13 protein-coding genes are annotated in these 16,185 nt (G+C 47.3%); 6 read left to right on the forward strand and 7 right to left on the reverse strand.

The features are described 5' to 3' along the window. Positions 1–78: 78 nt before the first annotated feature. The 7 genes from ICL07_RS10030 to tgt form a co-directional block, all read right to left on the reverse strand. A complete protein-coding gene (locus ICL07_RS10030; RefSeq protein WP_188087770.1) occupies positions 79–660 on the reverse strand; it encodes a hypothetical protein in 582 nt (193 codons plus the stop codon). 64 nt (positions 661–724) lie between these two features. After that, positions 725–1,750, reverse strand: coding sequence for a PorP/SprF family type IX secretion system membrane protein (locus ICL07_RS10035; RefSeq protein ID WP_188087771.1), 1,026 nt, complete (start codon positions 1,748–1,750; stop codon positions 725–727). 6 nt (positions 1,751–1,756) lie between these two features. Next, positions 1,757–5,437: a DUF7948 domain-containing protein gene (locus ICL07_RS10040; RefSeq protein WP_188087772.1), complete on the reverse strand. Its 3,681-nt coding sequence runs from the start codon at positions 5,435–5,437 to the stop codon at positions 1,757–1,759. A gap of 163 nt (positions 5,438–5,600) precedes the next feature. After that, the gene (gene recG / locus ICL07_RS10045) at positions 5,601–7,715 is read right to left on the reverse strand and encodes an ATP-dependent DNA helicase RecG (protein WP_343071038.1); all 2,115 of its coding nucleotides are present in this window, start codon (positions 7,713–7,715) and stop codon (positions 5,601–5,603) included. A 107-nt stretch (positions 7,716–7,822) separates the two neighbouring features. Beyond that, on the reverse strand, positions 7,823–9,148 hold the full coding sequence (locus ICL07_RS10050; RefSeq protein ID WP_188087773.1) for a citrate (Si)-synthase, eukaryotic: 1,326 nt from the start codon (positions 9,146–9,148) through the stop codon (positions 7,823–7,825). Positions 9,149–9,586: 438 nt separating this feature from the next. Beyond that, positions 9,587–10,666, reverse strand: coding sequence for an LptF/LptG family permease (locus ICL07_RS10055; RefSeq protein ID WP_188087774.1), 1,080 nt, complete (start codon positions 10,664–10,666; stop codon positions 9,587–9,589). A 38-nt stretch (positions 10,667–10,704) separates the two neighbouring features. Continuing rightward, entirely contained in the window at positions 10,705–11,835 is a 1,131-nt protein-coding gene (gene tgt, locus ICL07_RS10060) for a tRNA guanosine(34) transglycosylase Tgt (protein WP_188087775.1), read from the reverse strand. Between the two features lie 276 nt (positions 11,836–12,111). On the opposite strand from tgt, the gene ICL07_RS10065 reads away from it, so the two are divergent. The 6 genes from ICL07_RS10065 (at position 12,112) to ICL07_RS10090 (ending at position 16,104) form a co-directional block, all read left to right on the forward strand. Continuing rightward, positions 12,112–13,248 carry a glycosyltransferase gene (locus tag ICL07_RS10065; RefSeq protein WP_188087776.1) on the forward strand — a complete coding sequence of 379 codons (1,137 nt, stop codon included), beginning with the start codon at positions 12,112–12,114 and terminating at the stop codon, positions 13,246–13,248. A gap of 136 nt (positions 13,249–13,384) precedes the next feature. After that, positions 13,385–14,014, forward strand: coding sequence for a 16S rRNA (guanine(527)-N(7))-methyltransferase RsmG (gene rsmG, locus ICL07_RS10070; protein WP_188087777.1), 630 nt, complete (start codon positions 13,385–13,387; stop codon positions 14,012–14,014). Positions 14,015–14,139: 125 nt separating this feature from the next. Next, positions 14,140–14,697 (forward strand): RNA polymerase sigma factor, encoded by a 558-nt coding sequence (locus tag ICL07_RS10075; RefSeq protein WP_188087778.1) that lies wholly within the window; start codon positions 14,140–14,142, stop codon positions 14,695–14,697. Between the two features lie 14 nt (positions 14,698–14,711). Further along, complete coding sequence (locus ICL07_RS10080) at positions 14,712–15,110, forward strand: hypothetical protein (RefSeq protein ID WP_188087779.1); 399 nt, start codon at positions 14,712–14,714, stop codon at positions 15,108–15,110. Between the two features lie 20 nt (positions 15,111–15,130). Then, complete coding sequence (locus ICL07_RS10085) at positions 15,131–15,340, forward strand: hypothetical protein (protein WP_188087780.1); 210 nt, start codon at positions 15,131–15,133, stop codon at positions 15,338–15,340. 197 nt (positions 15,341–15,537) lie between these two features. Further along, positions 15,538–16,104, forward strand: a complete 567-nt coding sequence (locus ICL07_RS10090; RefSeq protein WP_188087781.1) for a DinB family protein — start codon at positions 15,538–15,540, stop codon at positions 16,102–16,104. The last annotated feature ends 81 nt before the right edge of the window (positions 16,105–16,185 follow it).

Genomic DNA, 16,185 nt, shown 5'->3' on the forward strand with positions numbered 1-16,185 from the left:
CAAATTTAACAAGGAGGTAACACAAAAAAACCCGTCCGGTAGTTACCGGACGGGTTTTTATAGTATTTTTTATCGCTATTAGAAACCTAAACCTGCGCCTACACGGTAGATCAGGTTATTGCGGTAGGGTGAGCGGTTATCCTGGATCACATCATACAGGATGGAAATACCGATACCTACTCTGCCACCTACACTCTGCGTATATCCTGCACCTACCAGCAGGCTGGGTACACTGTAGCTGGTGCTGTAGCTCCTTTTAGGATCTGAGTAGTAGATAGTGGATTTCTGGCTGATATAATTATATTCAGGCTGAATATGCACAAACAACATGGGAAGCGGATATACCCGTCCCCATACGCCACCGCCGAAGATGGTGTATTTGTCGCGTTGTGCGGTATTACCATAACCGTCATAGGTTTTATACTGACCGTATTGCGCATTTATGTTGATACCGGCGGCGATGTAATCATTAAAGCGATAACCCACCAATGGGGAAACATCTACATTGGTATAATCGCCGAAAACCATACCCAGCGAACCTCCCAGTATCAGCCGGGAACGGTCGAAACCGCGGGGCGCACTGGTGTCTGTTTTATAATATTGTGCATGCGTGAGCTGCGCGGATATCAGCAGGCAAATACCGATCAATAAGCGTTTCATACTGGTTTGTTATGTTTAACGAATGTGAGTTATCCCGGCAAAAATAACCATTTACCCTATCTCTTTAGAAAGATGGACAAATGGTGGATCTTTTTGCGTTGTTAAAACTACGGTTGGAGTATAATCCACTGTAAACCAATCCGATCTCATAGGCTCCCCGACGGCTGTTAGACACGGCCAGGTTGGAGGTGGTAATATCATAACTGAACTGCAGTTTAATATTACTCAACTGGTACCCTACCATAAAAATAGCCGCATCTTTACCACGGTAGTAAATACCACCGGATACCTGTTTCTCGCCATCACCGGAGAGATTATAGGCTGCACTCATTCCTATCACCAATTCACTGATACTGGCCTGCCGGGAATAATAAGCACTGGGGTTGATGATCAGCACATCACTGGTTTTGATGCTTGCATTCAGGAAACCGGTATAACGACGGGGTACTTTATTATCGGTGTCGTAAAAGGTTTCCCGGGGTGTGTTAATATGTTGTACCGCAATACCGGTGTTGATATACAGGTTTTCCGTCGGGAAATAGGCATAGTTCATGCCCACATTCATATCAAAATAATTCACGCTTGACTGGGTAAACGGTTCAGCTGTAGGCATGCGGGAATCAAAGAATTTTCCATTCCACTGATCACCAAAAGTAAGTTTGGTAATATCCACCCGCTTGTTGGCTGATCCCGCCTGGAAACCCAGCGACAACAGGCTGCTTTCACCCAGCAACTGATGATAGGCAATAGAAGCATATCCTTTGGTAGAAGAGAGATTACCGCTTCCCGCCACATCGCGCAGAATAACACCGCCCAGGCCCAACCATCCGTAGATAAGTTTGTCGCGCAACAGCTGAAAATCGCCATATGCAGACATGGTCCGGTAAGGTACCGGTATGCTGCTCCATTGGTCACGGTAGTTGATACCGAGCCGGAAATTTCCATCAGGGATAAATCCGGTATTGGCAGGGTTGGTGGTTAACGGTGAATTGAAATATTGCGAAAAGTGCAGATCCTGTGCGGACCCGCTGACTGCGAGCAACATTCCAATTACCCACCCCGCGGTGATGTTAACAATCAGCTTCTTCATGACTCATCATCTTAACAAGGTTACATTTCCGGTCTTATTGGCCTTGGTTCCATCGGTAAACTCCAATGTTACCACGTAAGCATATGCATCCATAGGCTGTATAGCTCCTTTAAACCGGCCATCCCATCCCATGTTGGGGTTTGTACTTTCAAAAATCAATTGTCCCCATCGGTTAAATATCTTGAGGTTAAACTTGGTCACACCAAAAGACTTCACGTAGAAAACATCGTTCATGCCGTCATTGTTGGGCGAGAAAGCAGAAGGTACGTCAAACAACGGCACTACGATAGCACTGACCGTTTTGCAGACCGTTTCCGTACAACCTTCCTGGTTCGCAGCAGTGAGACAGACGTTGTAAGTACCCGTTTTAAGGTACTGGTGCTGTGGACTGGGAACAGAGGTGGTATCACCATCGCCGAAGTTCCACAGGTAGTGCATCGGTTGCCCAAACTCTTTGGTGAGATTGGTGAAAGTGACCGGTGTATTCTCTGTAGCCTTCGTAGGCATAAAGTCGAAATCAGCTTCAGGCGGATCGGCTACCAATACCGATTTGATGACACTATCCTTTTTATTACAGGTGTTATTGTCCACTGCCACCAGTTTAACCGTCCATATACCGGATTTATCGAATTTAAATATCGGATAAGGTTCTGTGGAAGTAGTGCTGTCATTTCCCAGTTTAAACGTCCACAGGAAACTTTCGCCCCCCAGTGTGGTATTGTCCATTTGCTGTTCAGTACCCACACAAACCGTATCCGGCATCACAAATTTGGCGGTAACCTCAGCGGCTACACGCAATGGTTTAGTGATCGTTTGCGGCGCATTACAGAAATTGGTATCTACCAGCGTAAGGCTCACGTTATAAATACCGGGACCGGGGAATTTATGAATAGGTGTAGGGAATTTGGAAGGTCCTACATATTGTGGTTTAGTACCATCACCCAGGTCGAAGATAAAGGAGCTGTCTTTGTGAAATGCACCTGCCGGTGTAGCGTTACTGGTGAAGATATAAGCCAGGTCCTGACAAGGTTGTTGCCGGATCGCATCGAAATCAAATTTCGCTTCATTGTCTCCCAGCTTCACCACTACATACGCGGTGTCTGAACCATTACAGCTGGCATTGTCAAATTTTACCAGCATAACGGTATAAGTACCCAATTTCGTAAAGGTATGGGTAACGGTATCCAGTTTGGGCCCCTGTACTACCGGCGATCCGTCGCCAAAATCCCATTTATAGCTTTGAGCCGGAATGCGGGTAGTATCCACAAACGTAATATCGCTGGGGACGCAGAAATTTGATCTCCGGCTGAGGGTTTTCGCTCCTGCCCGTACGCCGTCGAGGTTAAAAGCGATCTTTAAAGCGCCGTAGTTACAGGAGGGAGGAGGCGTACTGGAATAAGCACCCGGCGTAGTCGGATACCGTGGTTTGGCGCCGCTGTTGCTTACATTACACCAGGCACAGATACCCTGATAGATGACCCCGTTGCGATCGAACCGGCTGGTGCCACCATCCACGTGTTCATACAAACCATTACCGCCAAACCAGCTGCCGAACAACTGTGCAGTAGCATCGCGCTGCAATACAAAGAAGTAGAAATCCATCCCGTCAGTAGAGCTTTGGATAGGATTTTTGGCAGGTAATCCAAAAGTACCGGAGTTAGGATAATGCAGGGAGTTATTGATACCACCGCCCCAGCCGGACACGTATACGTTTTCGCAACGGTCTACCAGGAAGGCAGTTGGTGAAATAGAAGGGGTAGGAGCCAACTGGCGCCGTCTGCCGAAAGTAGTGGAATACACAAATGCGCTCAGATCGGGCTGCAATTTCACGATATACTGCAGGGAGTTATCGTTATAATCACCGGGGTTGAGCAATTTGATAGGCCATGTACCTTCCGTGGTGCCCATAGCATACAGGAAACCGTTTTTATCCAGTTGAATACCGTATACCTGATCAGCGGAAGGATCATCCGAACCCAGGAAAGTGCTTTGTAATATTTTGCTGCCATCGTTGGCGATATGTGTAATAAACCCATCGCATACGCCGCCACGGTAAGCAGGATAGATAGCGCCCGGCGTAACGGTAAAATTGCTGCTGGCCGTTCCTCCGGCCACATACAAGGTATTGAGTTTATTAAGGGCTATTACATAGGCCGCATCTTCTGACGAGCCTCCGAGGAAACTGGACCATACCAGGCCCTGGCACATTGGATTGATTTTCATCACTACGCCATCCTGTAATCCCCCGAATGTGGGTTGAAATACGGTGCCCACTACCGGGAAATCGCTGGAACGGGTACAACCGGCCACGTAGATATATCCGGCATCATCGATCACTACTTCACTACGGGCGTCATCACCATAGTTGCGCAGCAGTACCCAATCACCGGCAGTACGGTTTTCACGCATATTCACGCCATCATCTGCAGAACCACCAATGACCAGTGATCCGATCAGACCGCTACCAGTTGCATTGAGTTTGGTCACCACGATATCCCAGCCACCCTGTTTACCTTCCACCTTATCATAGGGATAGTCGCCGGAATTGGTTCTGCCGGAAATCACCAGGTTACCTTGTTTATCCACAAAAAGGCTGTGTGGTTGTTCCTGTCCGCTGCCGCCGATATAGGTAGCGTAGATCAGGCGGGTACCATTGGGATTAAATTTGGAGATAGCGATATCAAAAGTGCCGCCGTTAAACGCTGTTTTATAAGCACCCGGGGTAGCCGGGTAACCGTTATTGAATACGATACCGCCGCCATAGAAGTTGCCTGCGTCATCATAAGTAGCTGTAAAACCCCAGTTGTCGGCACGGGAGCCGGAAACGGTGGAAAACACATACACGGGATCTATCACCAGCGGATAGGCCGGGTCATAATCACCGGAAATTTTGAATCCTACTTTATTACCATTCAGGCGATAGGATACTTTTACCGTCACCCGTTGGTTATTCACATATTGATAAGCGTAAGGCAGTTGTTCAATCACATCACCCACGGTCGTATGTACCAGTAGTTGTCCTTTTTTAATTTCCATACCGGTGGCGCCTTCGTATGATAACTGTATTTTATCCGGGTTAGCGCCGGCAGCTACGATAAGATCATATTTCAGCTGGGAAGCATCGGAATACACATGTGCATCGATACCCGGGTAAATGGATTTATACACCAGTCCCTGATAGGATTTCACACCGGATGCCCATTTTGATTTGTCGTTCCCGATAAAATAGTTGGTGGTAGATTCCTGTGCTTTTTCAGGAATAATTTCGGGGTTTTCGTTGGCGCCGATAAAATTGACCTGGTAAGCGTGTCCTCTTACATTGGGCATAGCGGGGCGAGGCGGTGGTTTTTCTCCGTTAACAGCCGTGATGGCCGATTTTCCGGCCGTGCTGTTCTTAGGCACGTAGATAATGCCGGAGTCGCGTGCTTCTCCATGTCCATGCATGGATTCATACAGGTCATGCATGTCTTCCTTGCTATACAGCATAAAAGTAAAACCTGTTTTTCTCAGCCATATATCGGCGGTGCCCACATCTGATTTATACAGCACCTGCGGGTCCCATTGTCCTTTATTTTCAATAAAGTTCAGGGGAGTGAAATTGGTTGACTGTTGTCCCCGGGCAATATAACCGGTGAACAACAAGAGGATCATCATTCCAATAAGGCCGCTCGGGAGGGTAAATTTCAACGGGATAAGATTTATTTTAATGCCAAAAAAACCAATATACATCTATAAACGCAGAAGCCCATTAAATTGTTACGGGCGTAAGATATAATACCGCTGTCCTGACGATACGTGTAGGGATTATACCATATATTCAGACGGTATAAATTAATAAACGTTAAAAACCTTAGGAAATTTTACTCCATTGAGATTTCCCGCGCTGGAGGGCCAAATATTCTTTTAAGCCTTGATTTTCAGGGAGGACGAGATCGGGGTCGTCTGATAAAATTTTTTCTGCGCTGGCACGGGCAGCTTCCAGGACAGCCCTGTCCTGAACAATATCCGCCAGTTTAAAATCGAGTATTCCACTTTGGCGGGTACCTTCGATATCGCCGGGGCCACGGAGCTCCATGTCTTTTTCGGAGATGATAAAACCATTATTCGTTTGTACCATCACGTTAATACGTTCTTTGGATACCTGTCCGAGTTTACTGCCTGTCATCAGGATGCAGAACGATTGCTCCGCACCACGGCCTACACGGCCTCTGAGCTGGTGCAGCTGTGATAAACCAAAACGTTCGGTACTTTCAATGACCATCACAGAAGCATTGGGCACGTTAACGCCTACTTCAATCACGGTAGTGGCTACCATGATATGGGTATCCCCATTCACGAAACGTTGCATATTGGTTTCGCGCATTTCCGCCGGCTGGCGGCCATGTACCATACTGATGTAAAATTGCGGTTCGGGGAAAAACGCTTTTACTTCCTCATAACCTTTCATGAGGTTTTCGTAATCCAGTTTTTCACTGTCTTCAATCAACGGGTATACAATGTAAGCCTGGCGGCCTTTTTTGATTTCATCTTTGATAAAGTTCATCACCTGCGGCCGTTGGAATTCCGTACGATGCACCGTGGTAATAGGTTTCCTGCCGGGAGGCATTTCATCGATCACAGACACGTCGAGATCGCCGTAGATGGTCATGGCCAGTGTACGCGGTATAGGCGTGGCGGTCATCACGAGTATATGTGGCGGGATATCATTTTTTTCCCATAGCCGTGCCCGTTGGGCCACTCCAAAACGGTGCTGTTCGTCTATGATAGACATTCCCAGGTTTTGGAATACGACTTCCTTTTCCAGCAGGGCATGTGTACCTACCAGGAAATGAATGCTGCCATCTGCCACGCCGGCCAGCACTTGTTTTCTGGCTTTGCCTTTTATGCTGCCGGTAAGCAACGCTATGTTAACCGGCATATGCTGCAATAATTCAGATAACCCTTTATAGTGTTGCTGCGCCAGGATTTCGGTAGGCGCCATCAGACAGGCCTGGAAACCATTATCTTTCGCCAACAGCATTGTGAGTAGTGCTACCATGGTTTTACCACTGCCTACATCACCCTGCAGCAAACGGTTCATTTGCCGGCCATGTACGGTATCCATGCGGATCTCCTTCAGTACCCGTTTCTGCGCACCGGTGAGGGCAAAAGGCAGATGATGATTATAGAATTCGTTGAAGGATTCACCCACGGCGCCAAATACATAACCGTGCGATAACTTTTGCCGTTTGATTTTTAAGCGGCATATCCTGATCTGCGCAATGAACAGCTCTTCAAACTTCAACCGGCGTTGCGCCTGGTAGGCTTCGTCTTCGCTGCCTGGCAGGTGTATCTTAAAAAACGCCATGGACCGGGGCATCAGCCGGTATTGCTGCAATACTTCTACCGGAATATTTTCCCTGACTTCCATAGGCGACATTTGTTCCAGCAGCGCCTTTGTCAGTTTTCCAATAGCCTTTGCCGTTAGTCCGCGGGCTTTTAGTTTTTCTGTAGTGGAATATACCGGTTCCAGGTGTTGTTTACCGGATGCAATTTCTTCTGTGAGCAGGTCCATCTCAGGATGCGCCAGCTGTGGCACGCCATTGAATACAGAGATACGGCCGAATACCAGGTACGACACATTTTCACGCAGTGATTTCTGCATCCATTGCCAGCCCTGGAACCACACCAGTTCAATAACACCGGTTTCATCTTTAAACGTGGCTACCAGCCTTTTGCTCCGGTTCTCCCCCACTACCTCCATGCGCAGGATACGTCCGCGTATCTGCACAAAATCCTCGTACCCGCTCAATGAAGCGATCTTGTCGATCTTGGTACGGTCTACATAACGGAAAGGAAAATATTGCAGCAGATCACCGAAGGTATGAATGCCGGCTTCTTTGCGCAGCAGTTCTCCTTTCTGCGGACCTACCCCTTTCAGGTACTCGATTGGATTGGATAATATGGCGGTAAATGTTGAGATAATGAACCGGTTTTAATGAGCCACGAAGATAATTTAAAAAGATTAGCGAAGATAAAAGCTACTATCGCTTTCATCTTCGCTAATCTTATATTTTCAGTCAGTATCCTGAATTATTCTGCGTCTGCAGTTACTTTTCCTTCTACAAACTGTTTCATCCATTCTGTTGTAACGGATTTAGGTCTTTCGAGGGAGAGCCCCAAACCTCTGTCCCAGCAGAGGGAAGCCAGTACGCCCAGTGCGCGGGAAACGCCAAACAGTACGGTGTAGAATTCATATTCCACCAGGCCGTAGTGTACCAGCAATGCACCGGAATGCGCGTCTACGTTAGGCCATGGGTTTTTTACTTTACCCAGTTCCTGCAGGATCGGCGGCACGGTTTCATATACGGTCCAAACGATTTTTACCAGTTCATCGTTGGGCAGGTGTTTTTTAGCAAACTCCATCTGTGCCGTGAAGCGGGGATCGGTTTTACGCAGTACAGCGTGACCGTAACCTGGTACTACTTTACCATCAGACAGTGTTTTACGTACATACGCTTCAATCTGTTCTTTGGTAGGCATACCACCACCCAGTTCTTCGCGCATGGAGAGAATCCATTTGATTACTTCCTGGTTAGCCAGGCCGTGCAACGGACCAGCCAGACCGTTCATACCGGCGGCGAAAGACAGGTAAGCATCGCTCAGGGCAGATCCTACCAGGTGCGTCGTGTGTGCGCTCACGTTACCACCTTCGTGGTCAGCGTGGATCACCATGTACAGGCGCATCAGTTCCTTGAAACCTTCGTCGGAGTAACCCAGCATATGTGCAAAGTTACCTGCCCAGTCCAGCATGCCGTTAGGCTGGATATGCTGGCCTCCTTTGTATTTACGACGGTAGATATAGGCAGCGATACGGGGCAGACGGGCGATGAGGTTCATAGTGTCCTCATACATGTAGCTCCAGTAGTCTTTTTTATTGATACCTTCAGCATAGGCCTTCGCAAAAGCAGATTCTGTCTGCAATGCCATAATACCTACGGTGAACATGGTCATCGGGTGAGTAGAAATAGGCAGTGCTTCAATAGCATCAAATACGTGGTTGGGTACATGGGAACGACGGCCCCACATGGCGGATAAGTACTGTACATCTGCTTCGGTAGGCAATTCACCAATCAACATCAGGTAAAACAGCCCTTCCGGCAGTGGTTCCGCACCACCCGGCGCTTTCGGTAAATGTTCTCTCAGTTCCGGAATAGAATAGCCGCGAAAACGTATACCTTCATTCGCGTCCAACAGGGAAGTTTCCGTTACAATGCCGGTAATACCGCGCATGCCCTGATAAACCTGCGCCACCGTTACATCCTCAATTTTTTTTGTGCCGTGGTTCTTTACCAGGTCCTTTACTTCAACGTTAAGATCATCTGCTTTAACCTTGAATTTTTCTTTTATATACCCCATTTTACTGCTATTGTTTATAAAATGAAACAAAATCGATCAATTGTCAAAAGTAATGATTTGTTAACGAAGTTACCACCATTTAGCTGTATTTAATGTCAATTTAACAAGCATAGTGCAGGGGAAAAAGGGTAGCACAGACATCTTCTAAAAGTCCATATAATATATGATAATCAATCAATTACAAATACTAAATAAACCACACAGAATTGACGTTAAAGAAATGTAAATTTTTTCAGAACGAATTGAAAATATTGAAAGCATGGGGTGCAAAATTTCATTTTTGTTTATCGGGTTGGACAATTTTTGTATATCAGGGGCCAGGTTAAGATGTTGTTCAGGTGCCCTTTTGAAAACGGGGCTAAAAGGAATGGAATAGTTCACAAATGGAAAAGGCTCCATTAAGGAGCCTTTATATACGTAGAAACGAAATCTGTGATATCATTTCGGGGCGCGGCGGTACAGATAAAGCGCCAGGCCACCGAACAGGAAATTGGGTATCCACACGGCCACCAGCGGGTTCAGGTCGGCTTTGGTACTGAATACCGTGGTGAACTGCATGAGGATAATATAACTGGCGCTGATCACAATACCCACGGCCAGGTGCAAACCACTACCGCCCCTCACCTTCTTGGCGGCAATGATGCCCCCGATCAGGGTCAGGATAACTACCGCTGCGGCGGCGGCCGTTCTGCGATAATATTCCACCCAATAGGTATTCAAACCTTCAGAACCCCGGATAGCTTCCCGCTGGATGTATTTGCGCAGGTCCGGCGTAGTCATCGCTTCCTGCAGGTTCTTTACTTCCAGCAGATCTTTGGGATTCAACGGGATTTTGAGGATGGAATCCTGGCGGCTGATCCAGGTTTCCTTCAGGCCATCCATATGCCGCACGGTGACGTAATCCAGTCTCCAGGCCTTGGCGGTGGAATCCCAGGTGATGCGGTCCGCTTTCAGTTTAACGGACATCGTCTGTTTATCGACCCTTTCCAGGGTGAAGTTGCTGCCGCTTTTATAGTTGGGATCGTAGGTACCGAAGTTCACATAGGTAAAACTGTCGATACGGCTACTGCGGTCATACTGCGACTGCTCATTGTCCGGCGTACGGATACGGTTATTCTCAAAATTGGTACGGATACGGTTCGCATTAGGCACCACCCAATAGTTTGCCAGCCAGAGAATGCCGCCAAACAGGAAAGCACCTATCCAGTAAGGACGCAGGAACCGGCGGAAACTAACACCGGCGCTCAGGATCGCAATGATCTCCGAGCGGTACGCCATTTTGGACGTGAAGAAAATAACAGAAATAAATATAAACAGGGGAAACAGCAACGCGGCAATGTGTGGGATAAAACCGAAGTAATAATCCACGATCACATCATGCAGGGATATATGATACTTAATGAAATCATCTATCTTCTCTGTAATATCGATCACTACGGAAATGATCAGCAATATCATCAGGGAATAAATAAACGTTCCAATGAGCTTGCGTAAAATGTACCAGTCTATTTTAGTCATGAGCCCAAAGATATTAGTTTATTTTATAGTCTGAACTTTTACAGGCGCGTTTTCAGTTGCTGTACCATACCGGTTTTCCAGGTAGCGAAAGTACCCGCCAGTATCTGGCGGCGGGCTTCTTTTACCAGCTCCAGGTAAAATGCAAGGTTGTGGATACTCGCCAATGTCATGCCTAAAATTTCGCCGGCTACAAACAGGTGGCGCAGGTAAGCACGGGAATAATCACGGGTAGCAAAACACTCGCTGTTGGCATCGATGGGATTAAAATCAGTGGCCCACTTTTTATTGCGGATGTTGATTACCCCATTCCAGGTAAAGAGCATGCCGTTACGGCCATTACGGGTAGGCATTACGCAGTCGAACATATCCACCCCGAGGGCAATGTTCTCCAGGATGTTCCAGGGGGTGCCTACCCCCATCAGGTAGCGCGGCTTGTCTTTCGGCAGGATTTCGGTCACCAGTCCGCACATTTCATACATCTCATTTTCCGGTTCACCTACGCTCAAACCACCGATAGCATTACCTGCTGCGCCGCGGGAAGCGATATACGCTGCAGATGCCTTGCGCAGATCTTTATAGGTGCTGCCCTGAACGATAGGGAACAGCGTCTGTTCATGATCGTAGGCAGGCTGCGTTTCAGCGAGGCGCTGAATACAGCGGTCCAGCCAGCGATGGGTAAGGTCCATAGACTTACGGGCGTAACGGTATTCAGACGGGTAGGGCGGACATTCATCAAACGCCATAATGATGTCTGCACCGATAGTGCGCTGGATATCCATCACGTTTTCGGGAGTGAAAAGATGTTTGGAACCGTCGATATGTGATTGAAATACAACTCCTTCTTCCTTGATTTTACGGTTGGCCGCCAGGGAAAACACCTGGTACCCGCCGCTGTCGGTGAGTATAGGGCGGTCCCAACCGTTGAATTTATGCAGTCCGCCGGCGAGCGACAATACTTCCAGGCCTGGTCTGAGGTAAAGATGATAGGTATTACCGAGGATGATCTGTGCCTGCACATCGTCACGCACCTGGTCCTGGGTAACAGCTTTCACGCTGCCCACTGTGCCTACCGGCATAAAAATCGGTGTTTCTATGGTACCGTGGGCGGTGGTGATTTTACCTGCCCGGGCATTGCTGCCGCTATCTGTAGTTATCAGTTCAAAATTCACAGCTCTTGATTTCAGCGTGCAAAGATCGTATTATTTGGGCATTTTGTTATTTGGTTATTTGATCATTTGATTTACGGATTTTGGGATTTACGGATTTTGGGATTGAGGGATTGAGGAAACCGGATTGAGGATTAATGGGAAGATGTAGAAAAAACTTGTTTACAATAATAAAATCCATTTCTTCTCTCCCCAAAATCCGTAAATCCGTAAATCCCAAAATCCGTAAATTTTTAATTATTTTACAGATAATAAAAATATTATATTTTTGCCAGCATTATGCTTGACCATCTGGGTGAAATTGCCTTATACTTTTTCGCTGCCGTAGCAGGAATTCAAACAATATATTATCTGTTTGTCTTTTCCCGGGTAGCCTTTTATCGTCGTAAGTTTGACCTGGACCAGGCGCCTGGCGGGCCTTTTTCGGTGATCATCTGCGCCAAGGATGAAGAACTGAATCTGCAGAAAAATCTGCCGGGTGTATTGCAGCAGCGTTATCATATACACCACAAACCGGAATATGAAGTGATTGTGGTGAATGACAACTCTGAAGACGATACCAAATATTACCTCCGCTCTATAGAACCGGGTTATCCGCATTACCGGCATATTGAAATTAAACAGGCGGCCAAATTTATCCCCGGTAAAAAATATCCGTTATCCATAGGCCTGAAAGGCGCCCAGCATGAGCATGTACTGCTCACGGATGCCGACTGCAAGCCGGGCAGCACCTATTGGCTCACCTTAATGAGCCAGGGTTTTTCGGAGGAGAAGGAGATTGTACTCGGATATGGGGCTTACCATAAAAAACCGGGTTTCCTGAATAAGATCATCCGTTATGAAACCTTTTTCAGCGCTTTACAGCACCTGTCGTTTGCCATGAGCGGCATGCCCTATATGGGCGTAGGCCGTAACCTGGCGTACAAAAGAGAGCTGTTTTTCCGCCACAAGGGTTTCACCAGCCACCAACACCTGGCCAGCGGCGACGATGACCTGTTTGTGAATGCCGCCGCCAACCGGAAAAATGTGAGCGTAGTCATCGATAAACAGGCGTTTACCTATTCTGAGCCCAAACAGAGCTGGAAAAGCTGGTTCCGGCAGAAAACCAGGCATATGTCCACCGGCAAACATTACCGTTTCGGGCATAAGTTCATCCTGGGCCTTTTTTCCCTGACACATTTCCTGTTTTATCCCGCCTTTATACTGGCCTTGTTCTTTCCGCCGCCAATCCTTTGGTATACATTGGGCATCTTCGGGTTTAAAGTGCTGGTACAGTCCATTATTACCTACTCCGCCATGCGCAAGCTCGATGAAAGCGATCTTTTCAAGTTCAGCTGGCTGATGGATATCTTTATGGTATTGTATTATATCATTTTCACCCCGGCTTTATTATTCCGTTCAAAAAACAAATGGTAAAATCATTTACGGATTTAGCGATTTACGGATTTTGGGGATTTGTGCCTTTCCGGGTTAGCTATGACCTAAAGACATTATTCCCGAAATCCATAAATCCGTAAATCGCTAAATCCGTAAATGATATTACTTTTGCGCCATGGAAATTATTTTAAAGTATTTCAGCGAGTTTACGCCCGGTCAGTTACAGCAGTTAGAAGCCCTGAAAGGATTATACGAGGAATGGAACGGGAAGATCAATGTGATTTCCCGGAAAGACATTGATTCCCTGTATGAGCGCCATGTACTGCATTCCCTGAGCATTGCGGCCATCGCAGATTTCCAGCCGGGTACCCAGATACTGGACCTTGGCACCGGCGGCGGTTTCCCCGGCATTCCGCTGGCGATCTTTTTCCCGGAAGTACAGTTTCACCTGGTGGATTCCATCGGTAAAAAAATAAAGGTGGTACAGGGTGTTAGTGAAGCCCTGGGCCTGAAAAACGTGACCAGCGCGCATAGCCGTGTGGAAGATATAAAAAACCGTAAATTCGATATCGTGGTATCCAGGGCTGTGGCCCCTTTGGCCGACCTCTGGCGGTGGAGTAAACCATTACTGAAAAAATCGACTGTTCCCGGCAAACAGTTTGAGAAAGGGCTGATCTGCCTGAAAGGCGGCGACCTGGCCCAGGAAATCTCTGATAGTGGTGTAAAGCCCCGTTTACTGGAGCTTTATGACATTTTCCCCGAAGAAAGTTTCCGGGAGAAGTACATTGTGATGGTGAAAAGTTAGTGCATAGCCGCCATGGATGCCCGTTTTTGTAGCCCCTGATATTTTTTTTCAGAAAGATAAAATATCGTTTTCCCTGTTTCGTCTTCCTTATTACGATGAAACAGTTGCTCCTCACAAACAGCATAATGGCCCAAGAGCAGAACGACCGCATACAAGCTACGGTGAAGCAGGAACGCAAGCGTTTACTGCATTTCATCCGGCAGCGTGTGAGTAACGCGTCGGATGCGGAGGACATATTGCAGGACGTACTGTCCCAGTTCACCGAATACCTGCGCCTGGGTAGCCAGATCGACTCTATTACCGGCTGGCTCTTCGCTGTAACGCGCAACCGTATCACCGACTGGTTCCGCAAGAAAAAGGAAACTCCTTTCACCGACTATGTTCGCGAAATAGAAGGAGAAGAAGTACTTTTTCTGCCGGAAATCCTCTCTGATGAAACCTTACAGGCCGATACCCCGCTGACGCGGAAGATCATGTCGGAGGCCATTACAGAAGCCATCGACGAATTACCTGCCGAGCAGAAGCTGGTCTTCCTGCAGCATGAACTGGAAGGAAAATCTTTTAAACAAATGAGTGAAGAAACCGGCATCAGTGTGAATACGCTATTGTCCCGGAAACGCTATGCCGTACTGTATCTGCGGGAGCGGCTGGCGGAACTTTACAAAGAATTATTTGACAATTAAAAATCATTCAGGATATGAGACCAATTAAAAAAATCGGGTTAGCTTTTTTGGGTATCGCCTTCTTTGCCGCGGTGATACTGCTTACCCAGGTATTATGGAATAACCTGATACCGGAACTTTTCCATGGCCCTGTTATTTCTTACTGGCAAGCGCTGGGCCTGCTTGTACTCGGTAAACTGCTGTTCGGCTGGCATGGCCGCGGTGGCGCCCCATGGGGTGACGGATGGCGCCGCCGCAAAGCGTGGAAAGAGAAAATGAAGGAAAAAATGGCCCATATGACGCCCGAACAGCGGGAAGCCATGAAACAACGTTTCCGTGACTACTGCGACCCTCGCCGCTTCGGCTGTCAGGATGAAGAATTTGACCGCTGGAAAGATACGCCGGAAGATAAACCGCGCAACCAGGACCTGTAACCCCACTAAACCCGTTTGTTATGATAGGCATCTTCAAAACCAATATCGGCAATCAACAGGATAAACAAGCCATGATACGGGCTATTACCACCAGTTTTGAAGTGGGTAGCTGCCATGTGGACCTCGACGATTGCGACAGGGTACTCCGCATTAGCGATCTCCGGGTAACTGAAAATATTATCATCGATTTTGTGCAACGGCAAGGTTTTTTGTGCGAAATACTGGAATAATTAAACTTTTCCGGCAATAAACAATCAAATTACCTGGTTTAAGGCTTTAAAAATAAATATTGTAATATTTTATATTTGTCATACTATTGGATAGATCATAAAACGGGTGTAACTTCAGGGTGAATGCAAATGGCCCGGGTATAGTTTAGTCTGATGCGTCCGGTTTTGTGTTTTCCGAACCCTCTAAATCATTTCCTATGTACCTGAACCAGCACGAGATTCATGCTCGCCTCAACAATAGTTTCGATCAGTTCGTTGATTTTGTGCAAACATTGCCGGATCATCGCTTTACCGCTACGCCTTATGGCAAATGGTCTGCCGGCCAGCAACTACAGCACCTGATCAAATCTGCCAGACCGGTAGCTACCGCGATGGGATATCCTAAAATGTTACTGCGTTACTTTGGTACCAATCGTCAGCCTTCCCGCTCCTACCAGGCCGTGGTGGAAGAATACCGGCAATTGCTGGCCGGTGGCGCCAAATCCACCCTTACTTACCTGCCAGGCGTGGTATACAGTGCACAACGCCCGGTACTCATCGCCGCTTTCCTGAAACAAAAAGAAAGACTGCTGCAACAGCTGGGTAATTGGTCAGAAAAGGATCTTGATAAGTATCGCCTGCCGCATCCCCTGCTTGGGAATATTTCCATCCGGGAGATGTTGTACTTCACCGCTTACCATAATGGCCACCATCTCGAACAACTCAAAAACCATGAGTTACAACGCCATAACTGGGAAAACCAATTACAACAACTCATCTTTTAAGCGTTATAGCTCCAACTTATTCATCAGGACCGCTTCGCCGTCCTGATTTTTTTTTACCCGGATTTTGTAATTTGGGAGATG

The sequence above is a fragment of the Chitinophaga qingshengii genome (assembly GCF_014529935.1).
GTDB classification, from domain to species: Bacteria; Bacteroidota; Bacteroidia; order Chitinophagales; family Chitinophagaceae; genus Chitinophaga; species Chitinophaga qingshengii.

Excerpts from the sequence above, each read along its gene's own strand:
- ICL07_RS10030 (WP_188087770.1), bottom strand. The coding sequence starts at position 660 with ATGAAACGCTTATTGATCGGTATTTGCCTGCTGATATCCGCGCAGCTC.
- ICL07_RS10035 (WP_188087771.1), bottom strand. The coding sequence starts at position 1,750 with ATGAAGAAGCTGATTGTTAACATCACCGCGGGGTGGGTAATTGGAATG.
- ICL07_RS10050 (WP_188087773.1), bottom strand. The coding sequence starts at position 9,148 with ATGGGGTATATAAAAGAAAAATTCAAGGTTAAAGCAGATGATCTTAAC.
- ICL07_RS10055 (WP_188087774.1), bottom strand. The coding sequence starts at position 10,666 with ATGACTAAAATAGACTGGTACATTTTACGCAAGCTCATTGGAACGTTT.
- ICL07_RS10065 (WP_188087776.1), top strand. The coding sequence starts at position 12,112 with ATGCTTGACCATCTGGGTGAAATTGCCTTATACTTTTTCGCTGCCGTA.
- rsmG (WP_188087777.1), top strand. The coding sequence starts at position 13,385 with ATGGAAATTATTTTAAAGTATTTCAGCGAGTTTACGCCCGGTCAGTTA.
- ICL07_RS10075 (WP_188087778.1), top strand. The coding sequence starts at position 14,140 with ATGGCCCAAGAGCAGAACGACCGCATACAAGCTACGGTGAAGCAGGAA.
- ICL07_RS10080 (WP_188087779.1), top strand. The coding sequence starts at position 14,712 with ATGAGACCAATTAAAAAAATCGGGTTAGCTTTTTTGGGTATCGCCTTC.
- ICL07_RS10085 (WP_188087780.1), top strand. The coding sequence starts at position 15,131 with ATGATAGGCATCTTCAAAACCAATATCGGCAATCAACAGGATAAACAA.
- ICL07_RS10090 (WP_188087781.1), top strand. The coding sequence starts at position 15,538 with ATGTACCTGAACCAGCACGAGATTCATGCTCGCCTCAACAATAGTTTC.